This window comes from Anaerospora hongkongensis, from assembly GCF_004339805.1.
Lineage (GTDB): Bacteria > Bacillota > Negativicutes > Sporomusales > DSM-15969 > Anaerospora > Anaerospora hongkongensis.
Map to the genome: position 1 here is coordinate 234580 of NZ_SLUI01000004.1, position 26181 is coordinate 260760.

Consider the following 26181-nt stretch of genomic DNA (forward strand, 5'->3'; position numbering starts at 1 on the left):
CGTGGTGAAGATTAGTAAACAATCCAGGGGAGGTGCCGAATGTCAAATCTGCGAGTGTATAGTATGATGGTCTTGACAGCGCTGTTTTGGTCTGGCGCTTTTATTACCGGGAAATTTGCTGTCCGCGAGTTCCCGCCTTTTGCACTGACTTTTTTTCGCTTTTTATTTGCGCTGCCGTTCATTTTCCTGATTTTATATTCCCGAAGGCAAGGCCGCTGGCTGCCTAGGCAGAAGGAGTGGCTGCCGCTGCTAGCCCTGGGGTTCGCCGGGACATTTCTATATCATGCCTTATTTTTTGCCTGCCTCCAGTATACAACTGCTATTAACTCTTCCCTGATTGGCTCAACAAATCCAATGGTGACGGCGCTGCTGGCAGCAGTTTTTTTAGGTGATAAGGTAAACCGGACACGCCTGGCTGGTTTTTTATTGTCTTTTTTTGGTGTTTTTTTAGTCATTACCGGAGGAGACTGGCAGGTTATACAGCAGTTAAGCATGAATACAGGCGATATTTTGATGTTTGCCGCAGTCTGGAGCTGGGCGGGCTATTCCATTCTCAGCCGAAAGATTATGCAAAAATATGACTTGTCACCTTTGATGATTACCGCGTATACTTTTTTAGTGTGCACAATTGCAGCTATTCCGTTTGTTATCTGGGAGCAGCCAATGTCATATCTTCCCTACACCACCACAGGAGGCTGGCTGGCAGTAGTGTATATGGCGGTCTTTGCCTCGGTACTTGGCTATCTGTTTCAGCTGATTGCCATTCAGAAAATCGGTGCATCCCGGTCGTCAATTTTTATTAACCTGGTGCCGGTTTTCACTATCGGGCAGGCCTGGTATTTTCTTCACGAGCCGGTTACACTGGTTAAACTGATTAGTGCCCTAATCATTATCTCGGGAGTATACTTAGCAGTAATGCCGTCAGATACTAAAGAGACGCAAAGCAAATCTCTTCCCCATCTTCAGGAATAAAGAGATTGTCAATTTGCTGTTCTTTAGCCATAGCTCTAAGCTCTGCGCGGGATAGCAGGCAATGATTAAATGCTTCCATATGGACGGCAATTACTTTCGTTTCAGGCATATAACGGCATAATGCTATGATATCTTTCCCATCCATCACAATTGGATCGCCTGTCAGAAATTGAGCTGCACCGGTATTAGTGACTACAATCTTTGGTTGGTGGCAGTCGAGAGCATTGATGGTTTCCTGACACCAGATGGTATCACCGGTTATATACAGGGATTCGTCCTGCTGCTTGAACACAAAGCCTGAAACAGGCCCCATTTTATCGCCTATTATTCCGGTCCCGTGTCGTCCTCCCGTCCGGTGAATCGTGATTTCCTCCCAAACTAGAGGGGTAATGACGGGATAGACCGTGGTAAAGCACAAATCCCGCAGCGTAGTTTCATCATCAGGCTGACAAAATAGCGGGAGATTTTTTTGCAGTAGAGTCTTAGCCGCTTCATCAAAATGATCCCGATGTAAGTGGGTGATGCAGGCTGCATCCGCCGTTAGTAACTGAGGGAGCGGAATCGGCAGTTCAACCAGTGGATTTTGCTTAGGATTCGGAGCATTGTCAACGGCAGTCATGGTACCTGCGGAACTTAGCATCGGATCAATGAGTATTTTTTTCGTTCCCAGGGAGAGCAGCAGCGTGGCATGACGAATTAAACGGATTTTCAAAAAATCTACCTCCTACTAATAGTATTCTTTTAAGCATAGCCTATATTGACCGTATCTGCTAATAGACGCGTAAGTTGTAGCGGGCTGTTGCTTACGTCAGGAAAGGAAATGAGTACATATGCTTGATTATATCGATTACGAAATTATTGAATACTTAAAACGCAACGGCAGGGCTCAATGGAAAGAGATTGGCCGTCAAATTCATCTCACCGGACAGGCTGTTGCAGACCGGGTTCACCGTCTGGAAGATTTGGGGATTATTGAACGGTATACCGCTATAATGGACGAAAGCAAGCTGGGGAAGCCGGTTATTGCTTTGATTACGATATTTATGAAGACAAGCCTGCATGATGAACTGCGGCAGTTTCTGAAAAGCCGGACGGAAGTTGAGGAAGTACATCGCATCAGCGGGGAAGGCTGTTATTGGTTGAAGGCTTGTTTTCCGGCAAATGCTGATTTAACCCGTTTCTTAAATTTGCTGCTGCGCTTTGGCAACTACAGAGTAAACTTGTCGATAGAAAAACTGGAATAGTGAAAAATAAAGAAGGACAGAATGAGAAAGAATACTGATTACAACAGAAGATACGCTGTCCCAATTAAAGGAGATAATAGTGACTGCCAAGCGCTTTTTAGTTATTCGGCTTAGCTCGATTGGTGACGTATTGCATTGCACACCGGTTGTCCGGGAATTAAAGCGAGCCTGCCCGAATTCACATATTACCTGGGTTGTTGGCCGGGGACCAGCAGGCTTGCTGGAGGCGAATCCTTATATTGATGAGGTCTACGTATGGCCTCGCGAAAAGTGGGAAGAGCATATGCGCAAGGGACGCTTTGCCGAGGCCTGGAAACTATGGCAGCAGCTCCGCTCCGATTTGCGGGCTCGCAATTTTGACATCGCTCTTGATGTGCACGGACTTTTTTTAAGCGGCATGGTGGCACTTGCCAGCGGAGCACCAAGACGTATCGGCCTTGCCCATACACGAGAGTTAAACAGCTTATTCATGACGGAAACAGCATCCCGGGTTAAAGGCGAGACTCATGTTATTCAGCGGTATCTGAGTATTTTACAGCCTTTTGGTATTAAGCCAGCCAGTTATCACATGACACTGGAACTGACGCAAGCCGATTCCGACTTTGCCGATCGTTTTCTTGCCAAGTCAGGTATTAAACCTGGGCAAAAGCTTATTGCACTTATACCGGCGACAACGTGGACGGCGAAGAACTGGCCGCCCGGATATTTTGCCGAGCTTGCTACAGCTTTGGATCAGCACGCTGCGGTGATGTTATGCGGTGCTCCTGGAGATCGTGATTTGGCACAACAGGTACTGCAGCAGACAAATGCCGCTGTTCTTAATGCTGTAGGCGAGACGAATCTGACTCAGTTAGCTGCCTTATTAAAAAAAGCCACTGTAGTTGTAACAGGTGATACGGGCCCTTTGCATATGGCGATTGCTATGGGCATACCGACGGTTAGCATCTTCGGGCCCACAAATCCTAAGCGTTTTGGTCCGCTCGAGGCAGGTCATGCGGTGATAGAAGCTAAGCTTGCTTGCAGAACCTGCCATAAAGCCAAGTGCCGCTTTAAGCATCAGCGCTGCATGAAAGATGTTCTGCCTCAACAGGTATTACATGCTCTCGAGCCTTATTTGCACTGATAAGAGCAGGAGGTTTTTCGTGAAAGTCGATTTACATATTCATACTACTGCCTCAGATGGTTCATGGACACCAGGACAAGTAGTCGAGAATAGCCGCCTGGCAGGTGTTGGTTTTTTTGCAGTGACAGATCACGACTCGACGGCTAATGTGATGGAGGCAGAAGTTCTGGCAAAGGAAGCAGGACTTGTTTTTTGTAGAGGCGTAGAGATATCTTCTACCTTAGCAGGACAATCCTTTCATATTTTAGGTTATCATGTTGACCCGCAGTCGGTAGAGCTCCAGCAATTGTTGAAACATAATGTTGACTTAATGGAAGAAGCCGACCATGAAAGTATTAAGAAATTAATTGCTGCAGGCCTTAAGCTTGATTATCAGGAATATATCGATTACCAGCATAATCCTGCCAGAGGAGGCTGGAAATCACTAAGCTTTTTAATTGATAAAGGTCTGTGTACAGGTGCACCGGATTTTTTTACTAATTTTTTTACGCCTCTTAGGGGTATTACGTTTCCTGAATTTCCGTCGCCTGCGCGGGCGATTGAAGCAATTCGCCTGGCGGACGGAATCCCGGTCCTGGCCCATCCGGGAAGTGCCTTTCATGGCAATGACCTGGAAGAAACGTTAAATTATTTCGGTAAAATGGATATTGCCGGTGTAGAATGTTATCATCCCAGCCATAGCACGGGAACAGTACGGGCCGCTGCTGACTGGAGCCGCCGCCACAGTAAGCTGATTACCGGCGGTTCTGACTGTCATGGGATATTTTTACCTGAACGGCGCTTAGGCTATCCTGATGTTGATGTAGACGACTTAGTGTTAGGACCTATACTTCACTGTAACAACTGAAACTCCCGGTCATTGCCGGGAATTTTCGTAACGGAGCCCGGTTTGTCTGAAAGCCCGTTTGGCAGAGATAACAGCTTGTGCCGGAGGACAGTTTGATCCCGAATTATGCCGGCAGTTTACCGACTTTATTCGGGACCAGTTTGGCTTTTATGAAAAGTAGATTATGATAGTAAAAGGAGTGTTTTTTGTATGTCAACATTGGAGTTTATCTATCAGCGTCATAGTGTCCGTAAATTTAAAGAACAACCGGTGGAACCTGCTCACCTGCAGGAGATGATTAAAGCGGCAACTTATGCGCCATCAGGGAAAAATCTGCAGAATTGGCATTTCGTTGTTATCACAAATCAAGAAAAAATAGCTGGTATTGCTGAATTAGTGACAAAAAAGAATGAGAATCTGGCAGGATATATAAAAGATGAGGCCAAAGCGAAGGCGGTGCGGGCAATGGTACATTATCACACTGTTTTTAAGGCCGCACCTGTACTGATACTCGTTTATGCAGGCCCTTATCCAACGATTGCAGATGACCTGCTGGCTGCAGGCATAATGCCGGCAAGTGAGGCACTGGAGTATGCCAAGCCGAACCCGGCTATACAAAACATTGCAGCTGCATTGGAAAACCTGCAATTAGCGGCTGCTAATCTTGGCTATGGAACGTGCTGGATGACCGGGCCAACATATGCTGCCAAGGAAATCAGCGAGTATATTGGTTTTGCCAAGGAAGGATATTTCCTTGCTGCCATGTCGCCTTTGGGTATCCCTGACGAAGGCAAGTGGTCGTATCCGCCGCGCAAACCGGTAGAAGACATCCTGACCATCATTCAATAACTGCCAAAATGCTTAGCGCTTAACAAAAGCGGTAAGCATTTTTTTATTTGCATTTATAGTTAAAAATTTTTATGTGATTTTACTCATGAAAAACGATTGGCGACAGGGGCGGCCATTTGCTGGATACAAGGTATAATACCCGTTTATGGTTAGTCTAAATTGCCTGAAAATACGATAAACATCTGAATTTCTGCATAAACATGCATAAACTCGATTTAGGAGAGATTAGCTCTCTTAAAATCGCTATTGCGCTTATTTCCGATAGAATATAAAATAAAGCGATGACAGAATTCACAAGTGTACTTTAGGAAGGAATGATTGCAATGACAGTACCTGTAACTTTGCTTGGTATTGGACAATGGCTTGGTCAGACTCGATTTGGCCCCAACCTGGCACCGGATGCTTTACGTCGGGCAGGTCTAATCAATCGTCTGCAGGCTTTAGCGATAGACATAAAAGATGCCGGTGATGTGGCTATGATTACAAATGGGCACGAAGGCCAGCAATCCGGCTCTTTCCGGAATGGACGGTTAATTGCTGCCGCCAGTGATAAAATTGCCAGTGCGGTGTCTCAGATTGTTGACAGTAAGCGAATGCCGCTTATCCTGGGAGGAGACCATAGCATAGCAATTGGTACAATTGCTGGTTTAGCACGGCATTATGCCAATCTCGGCGTTATCTGGTACGACGCTCATGGTGACTTGAATACAGTCGATACAACGCCTAGTGGCAATATACACGGTATGCCTCTGGCTGCCAGTCTGGGTCTGGGGCATCCTTTACTGGTAAATGCGGGCGGCTATGCTGAAAAAATAAAAGCGGAGAATCTTGTATTAATTGGTGTTCGTGATTTGGATGAGGGTGAAAAACAGCTGATTGCCGAGCAGCGGATTAAGTTGTTCACAGCTCATGATGTAAAGCGGCTCGGCATGAAGCGGGTTATCGCTGAGACACTGAAATATCTAAATACACGTTGTGACGGGATTCATCTTAGTTTTGATCTTGACGGCATTGATCCACGGGAAGCGCCGGGGGTGGGCACTCCAGTCCGGGGTGGCGTGAGTTTTGCTGACAGCTTGCTGGCGGTAAAGTTGCTGTTGGACTCCCAGAGCATTACTTCGGCTGAATTTGTGGAACTTAATCCTTTATTAGACAGCGAAGAGCAGACTGTTGCTGCAACGCTGGCCTTAATTGGAGCATTATTTGGCGAAACCAGTAGTGATGAGTGCAGCTGCCTGGCGGGCAGTTCAGAGAATAGCGCACGGGTAATGTAAAGCGCGGCCGCTTGTGATAAACTGCTGTGAAGTTTATAATAGTGGTAAAGTATAAAGAAGCAGGTGACAAATAATGGCCAAGATTACCATTAAAAAGAATCTCAGCGATTCCGACATGTTTGTCGGTCATAAAGAGGTTATTACTTTTGAGAATAATCCGGTAGAAGAGGAAGCGGTCAAACCTGTTAAAGCAGCTGCAAAAAAACAACCTGACTTTCATAGTTCTTTTTTTACACCGGACTTACAGGAAAAAGTAGGCAAAGCACTTTTAGAAATTAAAATGCAATTGTTTAAAGAAGGCATTGTTGACTTTGACTTAAAAGTAAATCGCGAAGGAACGAAAGTGGTACTTTCTGCTGTACCGGCTAAACCGGCCAAACAAGCAAAACCAATAAAATAGAAAAACAGCATTGACACCACGCGGTGGTCATGCCATAATAATATACAATTAAACAGGTACCTTTAAGACAGTCCTGCGAGGCTGGCAAGGGAACGGCTCTGGTATGCGCATGCGCATACTTATTGAACAAACGCCGGAGGCTTTCTGCCAGGAAACTGCAGAAAGCCTTTTTTTGTTACCCTGGTGCCTGCATATCAATAAGAAGGAGAGAGGCAACATGGAAACAACAACTAAAGTGACAGAGCAAGCACAGCAATTGACCGGCATTCAGCAAACAGAGGCGTATCGCTGGAAAATACTTGGTGCTTCTGTGGCAGGTTATGCGATGGATGGGCTGGACATGCTGATTCTCTCTTTTGTCATGACGGCAGTAATGGGAGCTTTTGGTCTAACATTGGCAGAAGGGGGGCTGGTGGCGACCATTACGCTGATTGGTGCAGTTTTGGGGGGATATCTATTTGGCATCCTGGCAGATTACTGCGGGCGCGTTAAAGTCTTCTCCTGGACGATTCTGATCTTCTCCGTTTTCACTGGTTTGACGGCTTTTGCCACGAGTTTTACTGAACTGAATATTTACCGCTTTCTGGCCGGACTAGGCTTAGGCGGTGAGTTTGGCATCGGCATGACATTGGTGACAGAGACCTGGCCTAAAGCCAAGCGGGCACGCGCAACCGGTGCTGTGGCTGTGGGGTGGCAGCTGGGGGTTGTGCTTGCGGCAGTGGTAAGTGCCTATGTGCTGCCTAATTACGGCTGGCGGGCAGTTTTCCTGGTAGGAGCCTTACCGGCAGTGTTTGCCGCCTGGTCGCGTTATGGCCTGGCGGAACCGCAAATTTGGCAGGATAAGCAGCAACAGAAAAAAATGCTCAAGGAGAAACTGAAGAACGGTCACACTCTTACAGCCGAAGAAGCGGCTGAGTATAAGAGCAGTACGACGTTTCCACTGTGGCACTTATTTGCAGACCGGAAAACCACGACAACTACATTCGGCCTCACTGTTATGACCAGTGTACAGAATACCGGTTATTATGGAATTATGATCTGGCTGCCGACGATCTTAATGCAAAAGCATGGCTTGTCACTCAACAAAACAAGTGTATGGATGATTGTAACTGTTATTGGTATGATCGCTGGAATAGGGGTGTTCGGCTATATCGCCGATAAAATCGGACGCCGGCCTGCGTATATATCCTTTCAGCTGGCATCGGCAGCCGCAGTGTGGGGATACGCCAATTTGTCAGACCCCATGCATCTCTTGGTCGGTGGTGCCGTTCTGGGATTTTTCTGTAATGGTATGATGGCTGGATACGGGGCCCTGCTCTCTGAGAATTACAGCACTGACGCCCGTTCAACGGCAGAGAATTTTATCTTTAATACAGGACGCGCGGTAGGCGGCTTTGCGCCTCTGGTAATTGGCGCTCTGGCTGCGCAATACAGTTTGAGCGGCGCATTGGCGCTGCTGGCCTTTATCTATATCGCGGCTGCAGTTAATGTATACTTCCTGGTACCGGAAACAAAAGATACAGAACTTGTTTAGGAGGACAAAAATATGATTACAGCCGATAAACGATTAATCGTTGCTTTAGATGTTAATTCACTTGATAAAATGAAACAAATGGTGAATGAGCTGGGACCAAGTGTAAACTTTTACAAAGTGGGCATGGAATTGTTCTATAGTGCCGGCGAGCAAACGGTCGACTTCTTACGTGCATGCGATAAAGAAGTCTTTCTCGACCTAAAGCTGCACGATATACCGAATACGGTAGCATGCAGCGTAGCTGCGCTGACCCGTCTAGGCGCTTCTGTTATCAGTCTGCATGCGGCCGGTGGCCGCTCCATGCTGGCGGCGGCGGCGCAAGCCGCTACGGAGGCCTCCGCCAGCTATGGTGTTCCCCGCCCCCAATTAGTGGCAATAACAGCTCTGACAAGCCTTGATGAAGTGGAGTGGCGGGAAATTGGCGGTCAGCTGCCAATCAGTGAGCAAGTGGTGAAACTGGCCTGTCTTGCTCAGTCGGCAGGTATCGATGGCGTTGTAGCCTCTCCCCAGGAAGCGCCGCTTATCCGGGAAAAATGTGGTCCTGAATTTCTGGTAATTACACCGGGAATAAGGCCTCGGTCAGCCGCTGCCAATGATCAAAAACGGGTTGCAACGCCGGCCGATGCTATAAAAGCAGGTGCAAGTCGCTTGGTTGTAGGCCGTCCGATTACAGCAGCCCCTTCGCCAGTACAGGCTGTTGAACAAATTGTAAAAGCAATACGGGGGGAAGAATGATGACGGAAAACGACGTAAAACAACTATTAATTGATACAGGAGCAATTTTGGAAGGCCATTTTCTGCTGACTTCCGGTTTGCATAGCCCATTGTATGTTGAAAAGTTCCAGGTTCTGCAATATCCGGAGCATACGGCCAGCATGTGTGCAGCTTTAGCTGAAAAATTCGCTGGCGACCAGGTGGAACTGGTTATTGGCCCGGTGACCGGAGGCATTCTATTAGCGCACGAAGTAGGTAAAAATTTAAAAACACGGGCTATATTTACCGAGCGGGAAAACGGCAGGATGACATTGCGCCGCGGGTTTACAATTAAACCGGGAGAACGTGTGCTGATTGTCGAAGATATTGTTACTACAGGCGGCTCAGTCAAAGAAGTGCTCGAGGTAGTGCGTGAGCACGGAGGAATAGCGGTTGGTGTTGGTCTCTTGGTAGACCGGAGTGGTGGAACAGTAGATTTTGGCATACCAGCCAAGTCCTTACTTCAATTACAGGTTCAAACCTATTCGCAGGATGACTGCCCCCTATGCCAGGAGCAGATACCAATGACAAAACGGGGCAGCAAAAATATTAAATAGAATGCATAGCGGGATTTCAGAGCAACTGTGTCGAAATACTTGGCAATCCGAAGAAAGAGGCAGAAGCTATGAATTTCGTTGCAATTGACTTTGAAACCGCTAACCGTTATCGTACCAGTGCATGCAGTATTGCAGCAGTAACAGTAGAAAATGGAAAGATCAGTAAAAGTGCTTATTCTCTTATTCGGCCGCCGGAGCTGAAATTCGATTATTGGAATACCAGAATTCATGGAATTAAGGCTGAGGATGTGGCAGATAAACCGACCTTTGCTGAATTATGGGAAAAAATCAGACCCCATTTGGAGGATAAGATTGTTATTGCTCATAATGCAGCTTTTGATATGAGCGTACTGCGCAGTGTTATTAAGGCGTATGACTTGCCTGTTCCCCGGTTTCATCACGTCTGTACGGTTGACGTGGCCAAACGGGTCTGGCCTGATCAGTCTAGCTACAGGTTATCGGCATTAGCTGATAACTTTGGTGTATCCTTCGCCCATCATCATGCCCTGCATGATGCTAAAGTTTGTGCTTTCCTGGCAATAAAAGCGGCAGAGAATTTACAGGTTGCGAATTTTAACGAGCTATTACAAGTTCTTAATATGAAATTAAAAGAATTTTAAGGTGCGGCCTCTTGACAAAAATAACCATTATTGCCTACAATCATAATAGATCGTGAGATGACAATGAGGTCGCTTCAGAAAATGAAGCGGCTTTTTTTTATCTTATCAGAAAGTATAACTTTCTGATTGCGTGCATTAAGAACGACATAAGCATAACTGGGGGGCGCACATTATGTTTTGGTTTGGCAGGGAAAAAGCTATTCAGAAACTGACAGTGAGTACGGCTGAATATGCCGCAGGCAGGCTGGCGGGGAAGCTAAAAGAAAGCGACTATCCCCAAGAGTTGCAGCCAGTGGTGAAGAACATTGGGCAGCTGGCCGGGATGCTGCGCCGGTTTACCCAGGATACACAAGCTTCGTCCGGTCAAGTAGCGTCAGCAGTTAACCAAGTGAACGAAGCAATTACCAATGCCGGACTGCTGGCTGAGGATATTCGTCATGAAGCTGTCCGCACGCGGGATTTATCGACTGTGTTAACTAAAGAGGCTGAGGATGCTAATCAGCAGATCAGTGAAGTTATGGAGGCTGCTCAGGCTATTTCTGCAATTGCCGGTAGTATTTATCACGATAGCGGAAAAACTAAGCTAAGCGCTGAGCAGGGCTTCGCCCAAGTCGGGGAAGTAGCAAAAGCAATGGCTGATATTCAACAGGCCTCGTCTGCACTGGAAGAGAGGATTCGTTCCCTAATGCAGGTTGCGCGTCAAATCGATGCCTTTTTGAGTACCATTCAAGGAATTTCTTCCCAAACGAATCTGCTGGCCTTAAATGCCAGCATTGAAGCGGCCCGGGCAGGTGAGCACGGCCGCGGTTTTGCCGTAGTTGCCCAGGAAATACAGAAGTTATCGGATGCTAGTAATCAGGCCGCAAACTCCGCTAATGGCCTTTTAGTGCAAATTGATAAAGGCATTATGGAGGCTGCCTCTGCAGCAGAACAGGGGGCAGGATCAGTTGAACGCGGCATGCAGGCGATGTCTGAGGCCGAAAAAAGTCTGCTGGATATTGTTGCTGCCACCAGCCATGTAGAAGCTCAATTGGCTGAAGCAAGTGCCGCCCGGCACAAACAACTGCACGCCACGGGTGAAGCAAGCCAAATGCTGGCAAGTATGACGGCGCTTTGCGCAAAGGCGGCCAGACATGTTGACAGTATGACAGAAGCGCTGGGACGCCAGGCTGAGCATTTCAATGAAACGCGCAGCATGGGGAAAATTATGGCCGGTGTAGCCGATGATCTGGTAAAAGCAACCGGCGCAATCACACTTGTTGCTATGCAGGACAATGAACAGCAGGCTTTGCAAGAAAAAATCAGCGAACTGGAAGCTGTAATACAGCGGGTAGTCAAAGATAAAAAAATGATTGAGCTAACTGTAACGGGACATAAGCAGCTTCTCAGCGAATTAATGGGCGCAGGATATGGATTGGAAGCAGCCTGGACCAATCAGACGGATGGACGGTTTATTGTTTCCCTGCCTCCAGCCGGTATTGCAAATGCCTCTTCGCGGGAGTGGTTTAGGGAAGCACTGACAGGGAAAAACTATATTTCAGAAGTTTATGTCTCGGCCATTTCCCGGCAGCCTTGTATTACGCTTGCTGTACCAATTCGCAATTTCCAGGAAACCGTCATTGGCGTTCTTGGTGTTGATATCCGTTTGTAGCAGCAGGATTTTAGAAATTTTTGGTGAAACTAGAAAGAGGTAAGTCTTTCGGAGGTATATTGACCATGAAATTTACGCGATTAGATGCTACCATCAGTACAAATAAGTTAATTGAATCCAAAGAGTTTTATATGCAACATTTTGGGTTTCAGTTAGTTTATGAAAGCGACTGGTATATTGAATTGGTTGGTACGGAGATTCCTGCCGGCATCAGCTTTACCTTGCCTCAACGGGAAGCAGGGGAATATTTTAATGGAAAAGGCTTAATTCTCTCTTTCGAAGTTGCCGATGTAGATGCTGAGTATGCCCGCCTGAAGGCTGAAGGCGTACCTATCTTACAGGAAATGCAGAACAAGCCGTGGGGCGAACGCAGTTTTGTGGTGGATGACCCGAATGGTGTTCACTTGTATATTTACAAATCGATTCCTGCTACACCTGAATATCAGGAGATTTATGATTCTTTTCAGAAGAAAGCATAAGACCATGATAAAAAGGCAGATTGCATGTCGTTAAGACTGCAATCTGCCTTTTTTATTCTAGGGGGTGATTTACTCTTTCGTGATTAACCGGACAGCTCTTTCGTAAAACAGGTAATCCCAAAACCATTTCCAGAAAACAAAAAGACGGTTGCGAAAGCCGGCCAGCCGGACAATATGAACACCCGTCCAGAGCAGCCAGGCCAACAGCCCCTGGATTTTGAGGCTGCCAATCTTAGCAACTGCTGAATTTCGTCCAATGGTGGCCATTGATCCCAGATCATGAAACACAAATGGCTCGCATTGATCATCATGCAGAAGCCGCCAGATATTGGAGGCTGCTGTGGAGCCTTGCTGTAATGCCACGAGAGCATTCATCGGGAGCGGTCTGCCGTTTTCCTCACAATGCGCAGCATCACCAACGACAAATACTTCCGGATGATCGGCCAATTGAAGCGTAGGGGTTACAATGGCCCGCGACAGACTGCCCTGACTTACACCGAGCCGGTCAATCAGCCCGGCAGCACGGACTCCTGCAGCCCAGATGAGCGTCTCGGCCGGAATGACTTCGCCGCCTTTTAAGGTAACACGTTCACCATCGAAGTCTGTAACCATCGCGCCAAAGCGCACCTCAACATGCTTTTTCCATAGTGTTTCGGCAGTAATGTCCTGCAGGTCCGATGGCAGTGCGGGCAGCAGACTTTGACCAGCCTCGAGCAGCAGGATACGAACTTCTTTAAAACTAAGGCGCGGATAGTCTTTTATGAGTACTTTATAAAATAATTCCGATAAAGCTCCGGCAGATTCAACTCCGGTTGGACCACCGCCGACGACTACAAAAGTAAGCAAGGCGCGCCGTTTGTCGGCATCGGTTTCCTGATTAGCGAGTTCAAATCTTTCCAAAACGTGATTGCGAATAGAAACAGCTTCTTCTATTGTCTTTAACCCAAAACTGTGAGCAGCTACGGATTGGAGGCCAAAAAAGTTATGGGTGCCGCCGGCTGCTACTACCAAATAATCATATTGCAGCTCGCCTGTTTTTGTAACAAGCCGCCGGGTGGTAAGATTGATGTCAAGCACCTCGGTATTGCGGAAATTCAGGTTATCCTGGCCGCGCAGTATTGCCCGGACGGGATGGGCAATATCCTCCGGTGACAGCCCGGCCGTAGCCACCTGATACAACAGGGGCTGGAATAAGTGGTAATTCTGCTTATCCAGTAAAGTTACCTGGACCGGGGCATTATCTAAATCACGGGCGGCCTGCAGACCGGCAAAGCCGGCGCCGACGATGACGACATGGGGAACGTTTTTTGCGTGTGTTTCATTAGACACAAGTATCACCTCATATATTTGCCCTGACGTAACACACGATTTCGCTGGAAGGCAGGAATAATCCTGCTTATAAGAAGACAACCTGGTTATTGACGAAAGATTCAATCCGTACAAGTGACTCTACCCGGTAACCGGCATCGAGCAACCGCTGCCGCCCCTGTTGAAAGCTCTTTTCGATAACGATACCGATTCCGGCAACCTGGCTGCCTGCTTCCCGGACAAGGGCAGCCATACCTAAGGCCGCTTCACCGCTGGCCAGGAAATCGTCAACGATCAGAATTTTTTCCTTGCTGCCAAGAAATTTTTTGGAAATGGTGATATCATTGCTCTCTTTTTTTGTATAAGAGAAGACTTGTGTATGGAAGACGTCATCCGTCATTAAAATCGATTTTTTCTTGCGGGCAAAAACAACAGGCACTTTGAGAAACAAGGCAGTGGTTAGTGCCACGGCAATACCGGAAGATTCAATTGTTACCACCTTGGTAATGCCTTCATTCTTAAAGCGGCCGGCAAACTCTTCGCCAATTTGCATCATCAGTTGGGGATCAAGCTGGTGGTTTAAAAAAGAATCCACCTTCAAAACTGCGTTATTTAATACAATGCCTTCTTTGGCAATGCGCTGTTTTAATAGTTCCATAATGTTGTCCTCCATAGCTCATTGTTGTAGTAGTTCAATAAATTTTTTTGCTGCCCGTGGAACCGGAATATTGGCGGAAGTTACGATGCCTAATTCACGGCTGGGAATTGCGGCTGAGACATCAACGATGAAAAGTTGTCCTGTTGCCAGCTGGCTGCTTACATATTCTTTGGCGATAAAAGAGATGCCTAAACCGATTTTAACTAAATCTACTAATAAATCAATACTTCCTACTTCAAATTCCGGGTTTAATTTTACTTTGTTTTTGTGTACGAACTCTTCGAAGTAGTCGCGTGTAACGGAATTGCGTTCCAATAGGAGCAGCGGATAGGCTTCTAATTCTGTAAGCGATACTTTACGCCCTGACAAGGCGGAAAAGGCCGGGCCGGCAACAAACACATCCTGAATGGTCTGCAGGGAGGTTACCTGCAGATTTTTATTCCATTCATGGCCTTCCCTGGGCAGGTTAACAACACTGAGATCGACAGCTCCTTTTTTTACCAGATCAATACATACCGGTGAAGTGCGATTGGATACTTTAATTTTGATTTCAGGATAAAGCTGGTTGAATTGCTGAAAATAAGGTAATAAATGATATTTACAAATCGTATCACTTGCTCCGATATGCATTTCACCTTGCTTTAACGCTTGAAGCTCTTTTAGACTGCGCTCACCGGAACCGATCAGATTGAAAGCCTGTTCAATATGTTGAAACAATAGTTCCCCTTCCTGGGAAAGGCGAACTTGTTTAGTACTGCGAATAAACAAACGGCAGTGCAATGTTTCTTCCAGGGATTTAATCGATTGACTGACTGCTGACTGGGATATGCGCAACTCAATAGAAGCTTCTGAAAAGCTGAGATGTTTTGCAACATAATAGAAAACCTTATACAGTTCAAAGTTAGTCTCCATATTAGCTCTCCTAATCGGAATTTAAGTAACATTAACTTTACTAATAAGTATATTCTGGGTATAATGGGTTTGTCAAAAAGAAAATGTGGCAAAGCCACGGAAAATCAAGAGGGGGATGCCAGTTTATGCCGCAACAGGTGAGACGGATTCTGGTGGAAAAAAAACCGGGATTTGATGTGGAAGCTCAAAGTCTTTGTCGTGATTTACAACATAACCTTGGCATAACTGCCCTGGAAAATGTTCGCCTGATCCACCGCTATGATATGGCGGGAATCAGTGATGCTGTGTACAACCAGGCTAAACAAACCATATTTGCTGAGCCGCCGGTTGATTTCGTGTATGATCAGACGTTTGACCTTAAGCCGGGTGACAGGAGTTTTGCTGTTGAATTTTTACCCGGCCAATATGATCAGCGGGCAGATTCTGCTATGCAGTGCATTCAGCTGCTTACGCAGGCACAACCGCCGGTTATCCGCTCAGCCAAAGTAATTGTTCTTGAAGGACGATTAGAGGAAAAGCACTTTACCGCAATTAAGGAATACTGCATTAACCCAGTTGAAGCGCGGGAAGCGGCAATGGACATTCCTGCTTCGCTTGATTTGGAATGGGAAAAACCGGCTGCAGTGAAAACACTGACGGGTTTTATTGCACTTACGGAAGCAGAACTAAGTGATCTGAAAGAGCAGCTGGGTCTAGCCATGAGCGAAGCTGATTTAGCTTTTTGTCAGCAGTATTTTAAGTGTGATGAGAAGCGGGATCCTACGATCACAGAAATCCGGGTCATCGATACGTATTGGTCCGATCATTGCCGGCATACTACTTTTCACACGAAGCTGACAGGCGTGGAAATTCAGCAGGGGCGTTATACCAAACCTGTGGAACAGGCCTACCGCCATTATCAGGAAGCCCGTGAGTATGTTTACGGGAAAACTGATCGTGATATAAGTCTGATGGATATTGCTACCATCGGCATGAAACAGTTGAAGAAACAAGGACTGCTGGCAGACCTTGATGAATCGGAAGAAGTCAATGCTGCCAGTATTGTCGTACCTGTAGATATAGATGGCCGCACAGAGGAATGGCTGGTTATGTTTAAAAATGAAACGCATAATCATCCTACCGAAATTGAACCTTTTGGCGGAGCGGCAACCTGTCTGGGCGGGGCAATCCGTGATCCCTTATCCGGAAGGTCCTATGTTTACCAAGCTATGCGGGTAACCGGCAGCGGAGATCCCCGGACGAAAATTGAAGATACATTGCCGGGCAAGCTGCCGCAGCGGAAAATTACGGTTGGTGCCGCTCAGGGTTACAGTTCGTACGGCAATCAAATTGGTTTGGCTACCGGCCAGGTTGCTGAAATATATGATGAAGGTTTTATTGCCAAGAGAATGGAGATTGGCGCCGTTGTTGCTGCCGCTCCACGGAATAATGTAAGAAGAACAAGCCCTGTCGCCGGTGACGTTGTGTTATTGGTAGGGGGGCGGACCGGGCGGGATGGCTGTGGTGGAGCAACCGGCTCTTCCAAAGAGCACACAGTCGATTCACTGGCTTCGTGCGGTGCCGAAGTACAAAAAGGCAATGCCCCGACAGAACGCAAAATTCAACGCTTGTTCCGCCAGCCGGAAGCAGCGCGCTTAATCAAGCGCTGCAATGATTTTGGTGCAGGCGGAGTGGCTGTCGCAATTGGTGAGCTAACCGACGGTTTGGAAATATGTCTTGATGCGGTCCCTAAAAAATATGAGGGCCTTGACGGAACGGAACTGGCTATTTCCGAATCACAGGAGCGCATGGCTGTTGTCGTAGCGGCGGCAGATGCTGACCGTTTTTGTGCACTGGCTGATAAAGAGAATTTGGAAGTGACTAATGTCGCAACTGTAACCGACACCAATCGGCTGGTTATGCTGTGGCGGGAAGCGAGTATCGTTAATCTCAGCCGTGATTTCTTAAACACCAATGGCGTAAAGCAGACGGCTCAGGCGGTAATTGCCGCTCCGAATGAGGCCGAAAACTACTTTGCCCTGCAGGCAGAATTTGACCGGGCTGATCTGAAAGCGGCCTGGCTGGCTAATCTGCGGGATTTGAATGTGTGCAGTCAAAAAGGATTGGTGGAACGTTTTGACAGCACGATTGGTGCGGGAACTGTCATAATGCCGTTTGGCGGCAAGCATCAGCTAACCCCTGCTGAAGGAATGGCAGCAAAAATACCGGTTTTAAGTGGAGAAACAACAACTGTTACCACCATGGCTTATGGTTATAGTCCCCGTCTCGCTAAATGGAGTCCTTTTCATGGCGCACTTTATGCTGTGGTAGAGTCGGTCGTTAAAACTGCGGCAATGGGGGCGGATTACCGCCGTATACGGTTAACACTGCAAGAGTATTTTGAGAAGCTGGGCACAGACCGCACTAAGTGGGGAAAACCACTGAGTGCGTTGCTGGGAGCTTTATATGCGGGGCAGCAGCTGGGAGTTGCTGCAATTGGCGGTAAAGACAGCATGTCCGGTACTTTTATGGAGCTTAACGTGCCGCCGACGCTGGTTTCCTTTGCCCTTGCTCCCGCTAAGGCCGGGCAGATCCTTTCCCCGGAATTTAAGAACAGTGGCAGTCTTGTTGTTCTGTTGGCCTTACCGCGTGACAGTGAAGAAATGCCGTGTTTTGCTACACTGCACAAAAATCTGGCAAAAGTCAGTCAGTTAGCCGAGAAGGGGAAACTGTTGGCTGTTCAGACGGTGCGGACCGGTGGAATTGCTGCTGCAATTAGTAAAATGACATTCGGTAATCGGATTGGCTTTGTATTTCAGGCTGATTATGCAGGCAAAGAGCTGTTTTGTCCGGAGCATGGCTCAATCATCCTGGAATTGGCGGGCGATACTGATATAGCAGAAATCTTTGTTGACGTAAACTACCAATTGCTAGGCAAAACAACTTCACAGCCCGCTATTATCGTTGCGGACCGGGAAATACCGCTGGACGAAGCAACCGCTGCATGGCAGCAGCCGCTGGAAGAAGTGTTTCCGGTGAATTGTCCGGCGACACTGCATTCCCCTTGCATAGCAGGGCATTCCGGGCGCAGCTCCCGTAAGCCTCTTACTCGCGTGGCTAAACCGCGGGTGCTCATTCCGGTATTCCCCGGAACAAATTGTGAATATGATTCAGCCAGGGCTTTTGCAGCAGCTGGAGCAGAGACGGAGTTGCTGGTTTTTCGCAATTTAACTGCCAGTGCCGTCCAGCAATCCATCAATGAATTAGCCCGGCAGATTGGGCAAAGCCAGATTGTTATGCTTCCCGGCGGCTTTAGTGCCGGAGATGAGCCTGAAGGCTCAGGGAAGTTCATCGCTGCCGTATTCCGCAACCCTCAAATAAAAGAGGCCGTTGCCAGCTTGCTGGAACAGCGGGATGGGTTAATGCTGGGGATTTGCAACGGTTTTCAGGCCCTGATTAAGCTGGGACTTGTGCCGTACGGCCGGATTTGCGAAATGACAGAAACCAGCCCCACCTTGACGTATAATGCGATTGGGCGCCATGTGTCGACGATGGTTCAGACGAAAATCGTATCAACTTTGTCCCCCTGGTTTGCCGCTATGGAAGTCGGCGATATTCATACCGTTCCTGTTTCGCATGGCGAAGGACGTTTTACAGCACCGCCGGAGATTATGGAAAAGCTGATTACTCATGGGCAGGTTGCCGCTCAATATGTTGATTTTGAGGGCAATGCCACGTATACCAATAACAGCAATCCCAACCAGTCTTTCTACGCAGTGGAGGCATTGACCAGTCCGGATGGCCGTGTCTTAGGAAAAATGGCTCATTCCGAACGGGTTGGCAGTTATATCGCGAAAAATGTTCCCGGCACCAAGGAACAAGCGTTGTTTAAAGCCGGGGTCCGTTATTTTCAATAATAAAAGCGCTGCCGACAGGCAGCGCTTTTCCTGTTTGTCCTATTAAATTTCCCCGGACAATTCCGTATTTGCCAAAAGAGTGATAATATGGAAGCAATAGTAGGCGGTTCAAGGAGTGAAATTGGTATGGATGACAGGATAAGTGCTTTGCAGCAACGGGTAGCCGACTTGGAGGAACTGTTAAAGAGGAAGCATCAGGCCAATCTTAACCAAGCTGCTGAATGTGATAAGCATAGAGCCGCACAGGAACAACTGCACAAGCTGATGATAGCTGTTGAGCAGAGTACCTCAGGAGTTGTTATTACCGATGCAAAAGGGAATATTGAATATGTTAATCGCAAATTTGTAGAAATGACAGGCTACTCCAGTGCCGAAGCAAAAGGCCAGAATCCCCGCATCTTAAAGTCAGGCGAGCAGGGACCGGAAGTCTATCGCGACTTATGGGATACGATAACTGCCGGACGGGAATGGCGCGGCGAATTTCATAATAAACGCAAAGACGGCAGTCTGTTTTGGGAATCGGCAGCGATCTCTCCCATTCGTGATTCAGCTGGTACGATTACCAGCTTCCTGGCAATCAAGGATGATATTACCGAATGGAAAAAGGCACAGGATGAACTGAAATTTGCTCATGCGCAAATGATAGAATTATTTAATTCCGCACCGGATGCCATGAGTGTTATTAACAGCGAGTATACCATTATTCTGGTAAATAACACCTTAGGCAGGCTGCTGGGGTTGAATAAGGAAGCCGCTCTCGGCCGGAAGTGCTATGATTTTTTTCAAAATGATCTGTGCCATACGCCACGTTGTCCTTTGCGACGCATTATGGCAGGGGAAGAACGAATTGAGACTGACATTGAGTTGAAAAATGGACAAAATCGCAAAATTCCCTGTCTGTTTACGGCGATTCCGTACCGCCCGGCAGGAAAGCTTATTGGCATTATAGAGAACTTCAAGGATATGACGGAACGACGGCGGGCGGAAGAAGCGATGCGCAAGGATTTCCTGCTGGGTTCTAAAATTCAACGTGAATTTATTCCTCTGCCGGTAGCCAATGAACAGATAATAATCCAGCCTGTCTATGAACCTTATAATCATGTCAGTGGTGATTTGTGTGATTACATCTGGGTAAAAGAAGGTCATTTATTTGGCTACGTTATTGATGTTATGGGACATGGGCTGGCTACGGCCCTGCAGACAAGTGCCTTGCGCGTCCTCTTCCGCCAGGCTGCGGAGAAAGATCTTTCATTAAGGGAAAAAATGGATTGGATTAATCGTGCGGCAATCGCCTATTTCGCGGAAGATTCGTTTGCAGGGGCAATTTGTTTTGAACTGGATTTTACCAGTATGACACTAACTTATGTTGCGGCCGGGATTAATTTTTTTCTGGCCAGCAGCCGCGTATTGCAAGGCGTGGTTACAGTTCCGGGGTCTTTCCTGGGCATTACCGCTACTGCGGAATTCGAAAGCCACACCGTTCCAATGAGACAAGGCGATGCGTATTACTTTGTTACGGATGGCATATTTGACTTGATGGATAATGAGGTCATCGCTAATGTGAGCAGCTTCAGCGGCACAATGAAAGCACTCTCCGATAAGGCAACAAGCAGTAGACGCTGGGATGATGCAACCGCTTTGGGGATTGAGATTAAAGCCAAATCGAGCTGGCCGCTGCGCTTTGCTATTCGTGACAGGGGAGAAATTTGTCATTTCCGCAATCGTATTCGGCTGCTGCTAGGGCAGCTTGGTGGTGAAAAAGCAGGACTTTTGGAAGTGGCGGTTAATGAAGCAGTAAATAATGCTATCTATTCAGCCGAGAAAAGTGAACAGTTTTTTGTTCACGTAAGCCTGAATTGTTTTGGACGGTTATTACTAATTCGAGTCAAAGACAGCGGCGCGGGCTTTGGCGGCAACGAAGCCCTAAAGGACATGGAACAAACGGGCGAAGAACTATTCAGTGAAGCCGGTATGCACGAATCGGGCCGGGGAATTATGCTGATGAAAGCTATTTTTGATCAGATACGCTATAATCGTAAGGGAAATGAAATCCTGCTTGTTAAGCGAATTGCAAATAGAAATTGAATGGGATAGGTGGAGGTTATGACTGTTATCAATAGTGTTTCAACTCCCCCTGCAGCTGCTTTGCAGGCTGAAGAGACGGTAAATACAAGCAAAACCGAGGTCAGCGGCGAGCAATCTGGTGCAACGAAGCTGCCGCCGACGGCCGCCAGTGATACAAGTGGAATTGGCGAAGCTATACAAAAGACCCTCAAAGAATTGACGCAGTCGATAGATAAGCGCAGTCAGATATTAAACACACTGCCGGCTGATGTAAAAGAGCAGGTTCAGGCGCTGCTGCTAAAGGCAGCCGCTTCGCAAAACCTACTGTCACAGGGCTTATTTGCTGCTGTCAGTCTCCAAAAGCAGTCAGCACAGAATCTGCTGGATATGGCTTTTTCGCTGGAAACGGCAGCAAGTGTTCCAGAGCCTGCGGGAGATTGTGAGGCTTTATTGGGAAGCATCACGCAAAAACTGGGGGCAGGTAACGCCGGTCAACATGCTAAGCAATTGGTTGCTCTGGCGCGCCAGTTGGTCGATCCGGCCATCTCCCGTGATTCCGCCAATCTTAACGAACAGCAGAGTGTGCTGCCAGAAACAGGGGGATCAGCCGATTCTCAGGATTTAGCGAAGACAGGTCAGCCCAATGTAATGAATAAGAACAGCTTCGCTCCGGCTGGCCAAGCAGGCAAGAATTTGCCAGGACTGCTGAATATGGGACTTCCTGAGCAGCAGGCAGCACAGCCAAGTCAGTCTGGTACAATACAGTCCGGTACTGCACAGCCTGGTCAGCCGGAAACGGCACAGCCGGGTACAGTACAGCCCGGGCCGACGGCAGCGGCACAGTCCGGTCAGCCCGGCGGGGCATTACCTGGACAGTCTGGTACCTCACAGACGAGTCAGCCTGGGATGGCAGTGGCCGGGCAGCCAGATGCAGTACAGTCCGGACAGTCTGGTACGGCAGTGACCGGGCAGACTGGTGTAATACAGCCCGGACGGCCGGGATTGGCATTACCTGGGCAGCCCGGTACAGTCCAGTCCAGTCAACCAGGAGCGTCTTTGCCCGGGCAGCCAACCACACAGCCTGGCCAGCCAACCACACAGCCTGGCCAGCCAGCTGCAGCACAGCCCGGTCAAGGGAGTGCGGCAGCGCCAAGCCAACAGGGGACTGCCCAACTTAGTCAGCCGAGGTTCGCACAACCTGGACAGCCTGCAATGGTACAGCCAGGTCAGCCGGGAATGGTGCAACCCGGTCAGTCCGGTATGACACTGCCCGGTCTGCAGGCCGGTGGAACGGTCCTGCATGACATTAAGCAATTGCTGGCGAACTTGACAACAGATATAACAAAGGATCAATTACAGACAGCAGCAAAACCGGTAGAAACTTTAATACCACAGGTCTTGAGACAGGCGGCCGCACAGCACGGATTAGCTGATCTGCCTACCCTGTGGGCCTTACTAAAAATAGTTGAGCTTAATCAGTGGAAGAATATCGACCGCAGTGAACGGGCGAAAGCCGGAGCGGACTTGAAACGCCTGGCACAGCTATTTGCCAAAGAAACTGCCCCGCAGGGTGAGAATGTCAGTACCCATACGGTATTGAGCTATTCTATGCCCTTATATTTTGGAGACAATCCTCATCCCTATCCGGCTTATATTCATATCTATCATCAGCGGGAACAAACTGACCGGGAGCAGGGAGAATATGAAACTTGGCTGCGGATTGCTCTTGATACACAAAATATAGGAATGGTGGATGCCAGTTTTCGCCTTTATGACGGAGAAAAAGTAGATGTTCGTGTGGGGCTGGGCGACTGCCAGGCAGTGGAATCTTTTTCGCAGGCTGTACCGGATATTCGTACGGCACTGGCAGAATCACCGCTTACCTTACAGGTTTTGGCCGTCAATAAGCTGAAAGAAGACTGATTTCTAACAAAAGGCCCGGCAAATCGTTTGCCGGGCTTTTATCTTAAATGATCATACCGTCAGCTAAGCAGGATAATAGGTGAACCGGGAAAGAATATAGATAGTACTAAAAATGAGGAGGATGGATAATTTGCTGTTTGATACACATATGCATACCCGTTTCTCTACTGACTCTGACATGCTGCTGGAAGATGCACTTGCCAGAGCGCAAAAGCTTGGCATTGGCATTACCGTAACGGAACATATGGATCTAGCGTATCCTGGCGAAGCCGAAGCCTTTACGTTTGATATAGACAGCTATTTCTCTGCCTATGACCGCTACAGAAGTGATTCGGTATTACTCGGTATCGAATTAGGCATGCGCAGCGATTGTTTAGCTGATAACTGCAGAATAGCTCAGGAAAATACCTTTGATTATATTATTGGCTCGATTCATGTTGTTGATAATGTCGATATATATTGCAGTGAATTTTATCATCAGCGCAGTAAGCAGGAAACGTATAATCTATACTTTGACGCAATGATTGCCTGCCTCAGGGAGTATGATTTTATTCATGCATTAGGACACATAGACTATATTTGCCGCTATGCCAAGTATCCGGACACTGAGATATACTACCACGAGTTTAAGGAGCGGATCGATGAAGTATTGACTTTGGCAGCTAGGCGAAATATTGCACTGGAAATTAATACACGCCGGTTGGACAGCCGGGAGCGAATTGATACCATCCTGCCGATTTACCGGCGTTATGCCGAATTAGGCGGTAAAATGGTAACCATCGGTTCTGATGCTCACCGGGAAAGTGAAGTAGGGCGGCGGCTGGATGTCGGTATGGCAATCGCAGAGCAATGCGGCCTTTCTGCAGTACGCTTTGCTAAGGGCAAGCCTCTGGAAATAAAAGGATAATTATCCCTAAAAAGAGGAATTTTGCCATTTATGGGGAATAGTTCAATAACTTTTATTAATGCCAGGTGAAGGAGAGCGTTGTAGTGTTTAAATTTTGTCCTGCCTGTGGCGGCAAGTTACCCCAAAATGGTATTTGCAGGTTTTGCCCCCATTGCGGTCAAGGCTTACCTGCGCTGGAGCAGTACGGCACACTTCCTCAGCAGCCTGAGCCGGCGCCCCCGCTATGCTCCAGCTTCCCGGGAGAAGCAGTAGAACAGCCTGCTTTTTTGCCTAACCAGGAGCTGTTTAGTGTTGTATTAAAATCCAGCAGCAATAAAGAGCGGCTGGCCAATAGGCTAAGTCAGGTGTTAAAACGGACGGCAAATGCTACCCGGATGGCCGTCGAGCTGGCTCCATGCCTGATTTTATACAAAAGCAAGGCGGAAGATGTTCAAACTGCCGTGTCAATTTTTGAGGAAGAAGGCAGCGCATATACCGTTATCTCCGGTGATCTTGAACCTGCTACGCCTGTAAGCCAGCTGGTAGCCGGTTTTCATCAGCTGGACCGGGAAACACAGCTTCTTCTCCAGGCTACTCCGTCAGCCTTATGGCTGGGTGAGGAATTCAAGGTAATAATTCCGGATGTCGAATTAGAAAATGAGAGAGGTCTGCTGGTGATCACCGGCAAGAACCTTTGCTTTGTTGCCACTCAGGCTAAAGCGGGCAAGGTCAGGTGGAATATTACTCCTTATTCTCAAATTGCCGAGATCCTAGAAAAGCCTGAGGGCGGTGGTGGCATTATCGAAGTAATTTACCGGGAGTTTGGCCGGGAGGATTCTTTTTTTATTGCAGATGAATCACTGTTCCGGCAAGCTTGTGCACAGCTGTGCAAGGCGATAGAGCAGACTGCTGCGGTTTGATATAGTGTACACCGGGGCCCCTGCCACGAAAGGCGGGGGTCTTACGTTTGCTTGCAAGGTGGTGAGGTATGTCTGACAGCCAATCACCGAAAATATTTTTATTTTTGAACTATAAGTAAAATATTTTAAAAAAATAAAGGGAAAATATAATGACTATTGAATACTGCACTAAATAAGTAGTGTTTAATGCTTGCCAGTGTATATAGGAAGAGAGATGGTGCAAGAGGCTGCAATTGACTATTGAGCTTCAATTTGTGCGAAGTCTATAGCCGGTTGGCGGCAGCGATACGGTGAAAATAGGCTATAAAATTGTACGGGCAAATCCTTGCCCGTAGTTGGTCAGTTATAGTAGAATAAAATAAGTAATGGTAGCAACTGGCGACCTCGCCCAAGGTGGGAGCGAGGTTGCCTTGTTTCTTCTAAAGGGGGTTTTTCTTATTAATTTCAGGGATATCGAACTAGGCGATAAACCGGTATTTGACCGCTATTTCCGGCAGCATCGCTATGATATATCAGAATGCACATTTACTAATTTGTATATTTGGCGGAAAGGTTACAACATCAAATGGGCACATGAAGATGATATTTTATTTATCAAGGCCGGCAGTGATGAGACTCCTTTTATGCTGCAGCCTTTTGGCGCTGATGAAAGCCACCTTCCGGGTGCTTTGGACAAAATGGCCGAATGGTTTGCTCAGCAGAATAAACCATTTTTGCTCAAGGGTATATCGGCAGAAATGATGGAGATGCTGCAAAAGGTCCGTCCAGGCGTTTATGAATTTCTAGAGGACCGCAATAATTTTGACTATGTTTATTTACAGCAGGATTTAAGCGAACTGGCGGGTCGAAAATTTAGCTCTAAGAAAAATCACATCAATTATTTTACAACTCACTATGCAGATTACCGCTATCTGCCAATGACGGAAGAATTAATCCCGGCCTGTCTGGCAAGCGCGCAGGAATGGTATGACAAACGGCCCGATGACCATACCGGGTTGGAGCATGAGAAGTTTGCTTTGTCCGAGGCGCTGGGAAATTTTACTCAGCTGGGCTTTCAGGGCGGAATTATTGAAGTTTATGGTAAGATTGAAGCATTTACTTGTGGGGAAGCGCTTAACGAGGATACGGCTGTTATCCATATCGAAAAAGGCAATACTGATATTCGCGGCCTTTATCAAATGATAAACCGTGAGTTTTGCCGCCATGCCTGGTCGCAGATGACCTACATCAACAGGGAAGAGGACATGGGAATAGAAGGTTTGCGACGGGCTAAGAAATCGTATAATCCAATTAAACTAATGGCTAAATATGAAGTAACTCTGGCTAAATAGG

General features: G+C 47.5%; 23 protein-coding genes. 19 read left to right on the forward strand and 4 right to left on the reverse strand.

Annotation, left to right across the window (positions count from 1 at the left end; genetic code table 11):
* Positions 1-39 precede the first annotated feature (39 nt).
* A complete protein-coding gene (locus EV210_RS07625; RefSeq protein WP_132077989.1) occupies positions 40-972 on the forward strand; it encodes a DMT family transporter in 933 nt (310 codons plus the stop codon).
* Here the strand turns inward: EV210_RS07625 and EV210_RS07630 are convergent.
* Complete coding sequence (locus EV210_RS07630) at positions 929-1684, reverse strand: MBL fold metallo-hydrolase (protein WP_132077992.1); 756 nt, start codon at positions 1682-1684, stop codon at positions 929-931. The two genes, EV210_RS07625 and EV210_RS07630, sit on opposite strands and share 44 nt — an antisense overlap.
* A 118-nt stretch (positions 1685-1802) precedes the next feature.
* On the opposite strand from EV210_RS07630, the gene EV210_RS07635 reads away from it, so the two are divergent.
* The 12 genes from EV210_RS07635 (at position 1803) to EV210_RS07690 (ending at position 12282) form a co-directional block, all read left to right on the forward strand.
* Complete coding sequence (locus EV210_RS07635) at positions 1803-2216, forward strand: Lrp/AsnC family transcriptional regulator (RefSeq protein WP_132077995.1); 414 nt, start codon at positions 1803-1805, stop codon at positions 2214-2216.
* Between the two features lie 79 nt (positions 2217-2295).
* Entirely contained in the window at positions 2296-3339 is a 1044-nt protein-coding gene (gene waaF / locus EV210_RS07640) for a lipopolysaccharide heptosyltransferase II (protein ID WP_165898830.1), read from the forward strand.
* A 19-nt stretch (positions 3340-3358) separates the two neighbouring features.
* Entirely contained in the window at positions 3359-4186 is an 828-nt protein-coding gene (locus tag EV210_RS07645; protein ID WP_132078001.1) for a PHP domain-containing protein, read from the forward strand.
* A gap of 189 nt (positions 4187-4375) precedes the next feature.
* Positions 4376-5014: a nitroreductase family protein gene (locus EV210_RS07650; RefSeq protein ID WP_132078004.1), complete on the forward strand. Its 639-nt coding sequence runs from the start codon at positions 4376-4378 to the stop codon at positions 5012-5014.
* A gap of 323 nt (positions 5015-5337) precedes the next feature.
* Positions 5338-6288: an arginase gene (rocF, locus tag EV210_RS07655; RefSeq protein ID WP_132078007.1), complete on the forward strand. Its 951-nt coding sequence runs from the start codon at positions 5338-5340 to the stop codon at positions 6286-6288.
* A gap of 73 nt (positions 6289-6361) precedes the next feature.
* Positions 6362-6688 (forward strand): hypothetical protein, encoded by a 327-nt coding sequence (locus tag EV210_RS07660; RefSeq protein WP_132078010.1) that lies wholly within the window; start codon positions 6362-6364, stop codon positions 6686-6688.
* Positions 6689-6905: 217 nt separating this feature from the next.
* Entirely contained in the window at positions 6906-8222 is a 1317-nt protein-coding gene (locus tag EV210_RS07665) for an MFS transporter (protein ID WP_132078013.1), read from the forward strand.
* A gap of 12 nt (positions 8223-8234) precedes the next feature.
* Positions 8235-8957, forward strand: a complete 723-nt coding sequence (gene pyrF, locus EV210_RS07670) for an orotidine-5'-phosphate decarboxylase (protein ID WP_132078016.1) — start codon at positions 8235-8237, stop codon at positions 8955-8957.
* Positions 8957-9532 carry an orotate phosphoribosyltransferase gene (gene pyrE, locus EV210_RS07675; RefSeq protein ID WP_207900686.1) on the forward strand — a complete coding sequence of 192 codons (576 nt, stop codon included), beginning with the start codon at positions 8957-8959 and terminating at the stop codon, positions 9530-9532. The genes pyrF and pyrE overlap by 1 nt, the downstream gene beginning before the upstream one ends.
* A 68-nt stretch (positions 9533-9600) precedes the next feature.
* Entirely contained in the window at positions 9601-10152 is a 552-nt protein-coding gene (locus EV210_RS07680) for a 3'-5' exonuclease (protein ID WP_132078022.1), read from the forward strand.
* A gap of 172 nt (positions 10153-10324) precedes the next feature.
* On the forward strand, positions 10325-11803 hold the full coding sequence (locus EV210_RS07685) for a methyl-accepting chemotaxis protein (protein ID WP_132078025.1): 1479 nt from the start codon (positions 10325-10327) through the stop codon (positions 11801-11803).
* Between the two features lie 65 nt (positions 11804-11868).
* A complete protein-coding gene (locus EV210_RS07690; protein ID WP_132078028.1) occupies positions 11869-12282 on the forward strand; it encodes a VOC family protein in 414 nt (137 codons plus the stop codon).
* Between the two features lie 69 nt (positions 12283-12351).
* Here the strand turns inward: EV210_RS07690 and EV210_RS07695 are convergent, their stop codons facing one another.
* The 3 genes from EV210_RS07695 to EV210_RS07705 all read right to left on the reverse strand — a co-directional run bounded on the left by EV210_RS07695 (position 12352) and on the right by EV210_RS07705 (position 15160).
* Positions 12352-13611 (reverse strand): NAD(P)/FAD-dependent oxidoreductase, encoded by a 1260-nt coding sequence (locus EV210_RS07695; RefSeq protein WP_132078031.1) that lies wholly within the window; start codon positions 13609-13611, stop codon positions 12352-12354.
* 67 nt (positions 13612-13678) lie between these two features.
* Positions 13679-14248, reverse strand: coding sequence for a xanthine phosphoribosyltransferase (locus tag EV210_RS07700; RefSeq protein WP_132078034.1), 570 nt, complete (start codon positions 14246-14248; stop codon positions 13679-13681).
* 18 nt (positions 14249-14266) lie between these two features.
* Positions 14267-15160 (reverse strand): LysR family transcriptional regulator, encoded by an 894-nt coding sequence (locus tag EV210_RS07705; protein WP_132078037.1) that lies wholly within the window; start codon positions 15158-15160, stop codon positions 14267-14269.
* Positions 15161-15285: 125 nt separating this feature from the next.
* On the opposite strand from EV210_RS07705, the gene EV210_RS07710 reads away from it, so the two are divergent.
* The 6 genes from EV210_RS07710 (at position 15286) to EV210_RS07735 (ending at position 26180) form a co-directional block, all read left to right on the forward strand.
* The gene (locus EV210_RS07710) at positions 15286-19056 is read left to right on the forward strand and encodes a phosphoribosylformylglycinamidine synthase (RefSeq protein WP_132078040.1); all 3771 of its coding nucleotides are present in this window, start codon (positions 15286-15288) and stop codon (positions 19054-19056) included.
* A gap of 87 nt (positions 19057-19143) precedes the next feature.
* Positions 19144-21141 (forward strand): SpoIIE family protein phosphatase, encoded by a 1998-nt coding sequence (locus EV210_RS07715; protein WP_132078043.1) that lies wholly within the window; start codon positions 19144-19146, stop codon positions 21139-21141.
* A gap of 18 nt (positions 21142-21159) precedes the next feature.
* Positions 21160-23043: a hypothetical protein gene (locus EV210_RS07720; RefSeq protein ID WP_132078046.1), complete on the forward strand. Its 1884-nt coding sequence runs from the start codon at positions 21160-21162 to the stop codon at positions 23041-23043.
* Between the two features lie 130 nt (positions 23044-23173).
* Positions 23174-23950: a histidinol phosphate phosphatase gene (locus EV210_RS07725; RefSeq protein ID WP_132078050.1), complete on the forward strand. Its 777-nt coding sequence runs from the start codon at positions 23174-23176 to the stop codon at positions 23948-23950.
* An 83-nt stretch (positions 23951-24033) separates the two neighbouring features.
* Positions 24034-24849 (forward strand): zinc ribbon domain-containing protein, encoded by an 816-nt coding sequence (locus tag EV210_RS07730; RefSeq protein WP_132078053.1) that lies wholly within the window; start codon positions 24034-24036, stop codon positions 24847-24849.
* 410 nt (positions 24850-25259) lie between these two features.
* Positions 25260-26180, forward strand: a complete 921-nt coding sequence (locus tag EV210_RS07735) for a DUF2156 domain-containing protein (RefSeq protein ID WP_243650467.1) — start codon at positions 25260-25262, stop codon at positions 26178-26180.
* Position 26181 lies beyond the last annotated feature (1 nt).

Bases quoted from the DNA above. Each gene is read 5' to 3' on its own strand.
- EV210_RS07625 (WP_132077989.1), top strand. From the start codon at position 40: ATGTCAAATCTGCGAGTGTATAGTATGATGGTCTTGACAGCGCTGTTT.
- EV210_RS07635 (WP_132077995.1), top strand. From the start codon at position 1,803: ATGCTTGATTATATCGATTACGAAATTATTGAATACTTAAAACGCAAC.
- EV210_RS07650 (WP_132078004.1), top strand. From the start codon at position 4,376: ATGTCAACATTGGAGTTTATCTATCAGCGTCATAGTGTCCGTAAATTT.
- rocF (WP_132078007.1), top strand. From the start codon at position 5,338: ATGACAGTACCTGTAACTTTGCTTGGTATTGGACAATGGCTTGGTCAG.
- EV210_RS07660 (WP_132078010.1), top strand. From the start codon at position 6,362: ATGGCCAAGATTACCATTAAAAAGAATCTCAGCGATTCCGACATGTTT.
- EV210_RS07665 (WP_132078013.1), top strand. From the start codon at position 6,906: ATGGAAACAACAACTAAAGTGACAGAGCAAGCACAGCAATTGACCGGC.
- pyrF (WP_132078016.1), top strand. From the start codon at position 8,235: ATGATTACAGCCGATAAACGATTAATCGTTGCTTTAGATGTTAATTCA.
- pyrE (WP_207900686.1), top strand. From the start codon at position 8,957: ATGACGGAAAACGACGTAAAACAACTATTAATTGATACAGGAGCAATT.
- EV210_RS07680 (WP_132078022.1), top strand. From the start codon at position 9,601: ATGAATTTCGTTGCAATTGACTTTGAAACCGCTAACCGTTATCGTACC.
- EV210_RS07685 (WP_132078025.1), top strand. From the start codon at position 10,325: ATGTTTTGGTTTGGCAGGGAAAAAGCTATTCAGAAACTGACAGTGAGT.
- EV210_RS07690 (WP_132078028.1), top strand. From the start codon at position 11,869: ATGAAATTTACGCGATTAGATGCTACCATCAGTACAAATAAGTTAATT.
- EV210_RS07700 (WP_132078034.1), bottom strand. From the start codon at position 14,248: ATGGAACTATTAAAACAGCGCATTGCCAAAGAAGGCATTGTATTAAAT.
- EV210_RS07705 (WP_132078037.1), bottom strand. From the start codon at position 15,160: ATGGAGACTAACTTTGAACTGTATAAGGTTTTCTATTATGTTGCAAAA.
- EV210_RS07710 (WP_132078040.1), top strand. From the start codon at position 15,286: ATGCCGCAACAGGTGAGACGGATTCTGGTGGAAAAAAAACCGGGATTT.
- EV210_RS07715 (WP_132078043.1), top strand. From the start codon at position 19,144: ATGGAAGCAATAGTAGGCGGTTCAAGGAGTGAAATTGGTATGGATGAC.
- EV210_RS07720 (WP_132078046.1), top strand. From the start codon at position 21,160: ATGACTGTTATCAATAGTGTTTCAACTCCCCCTGCAGCTGCTTTGCAG.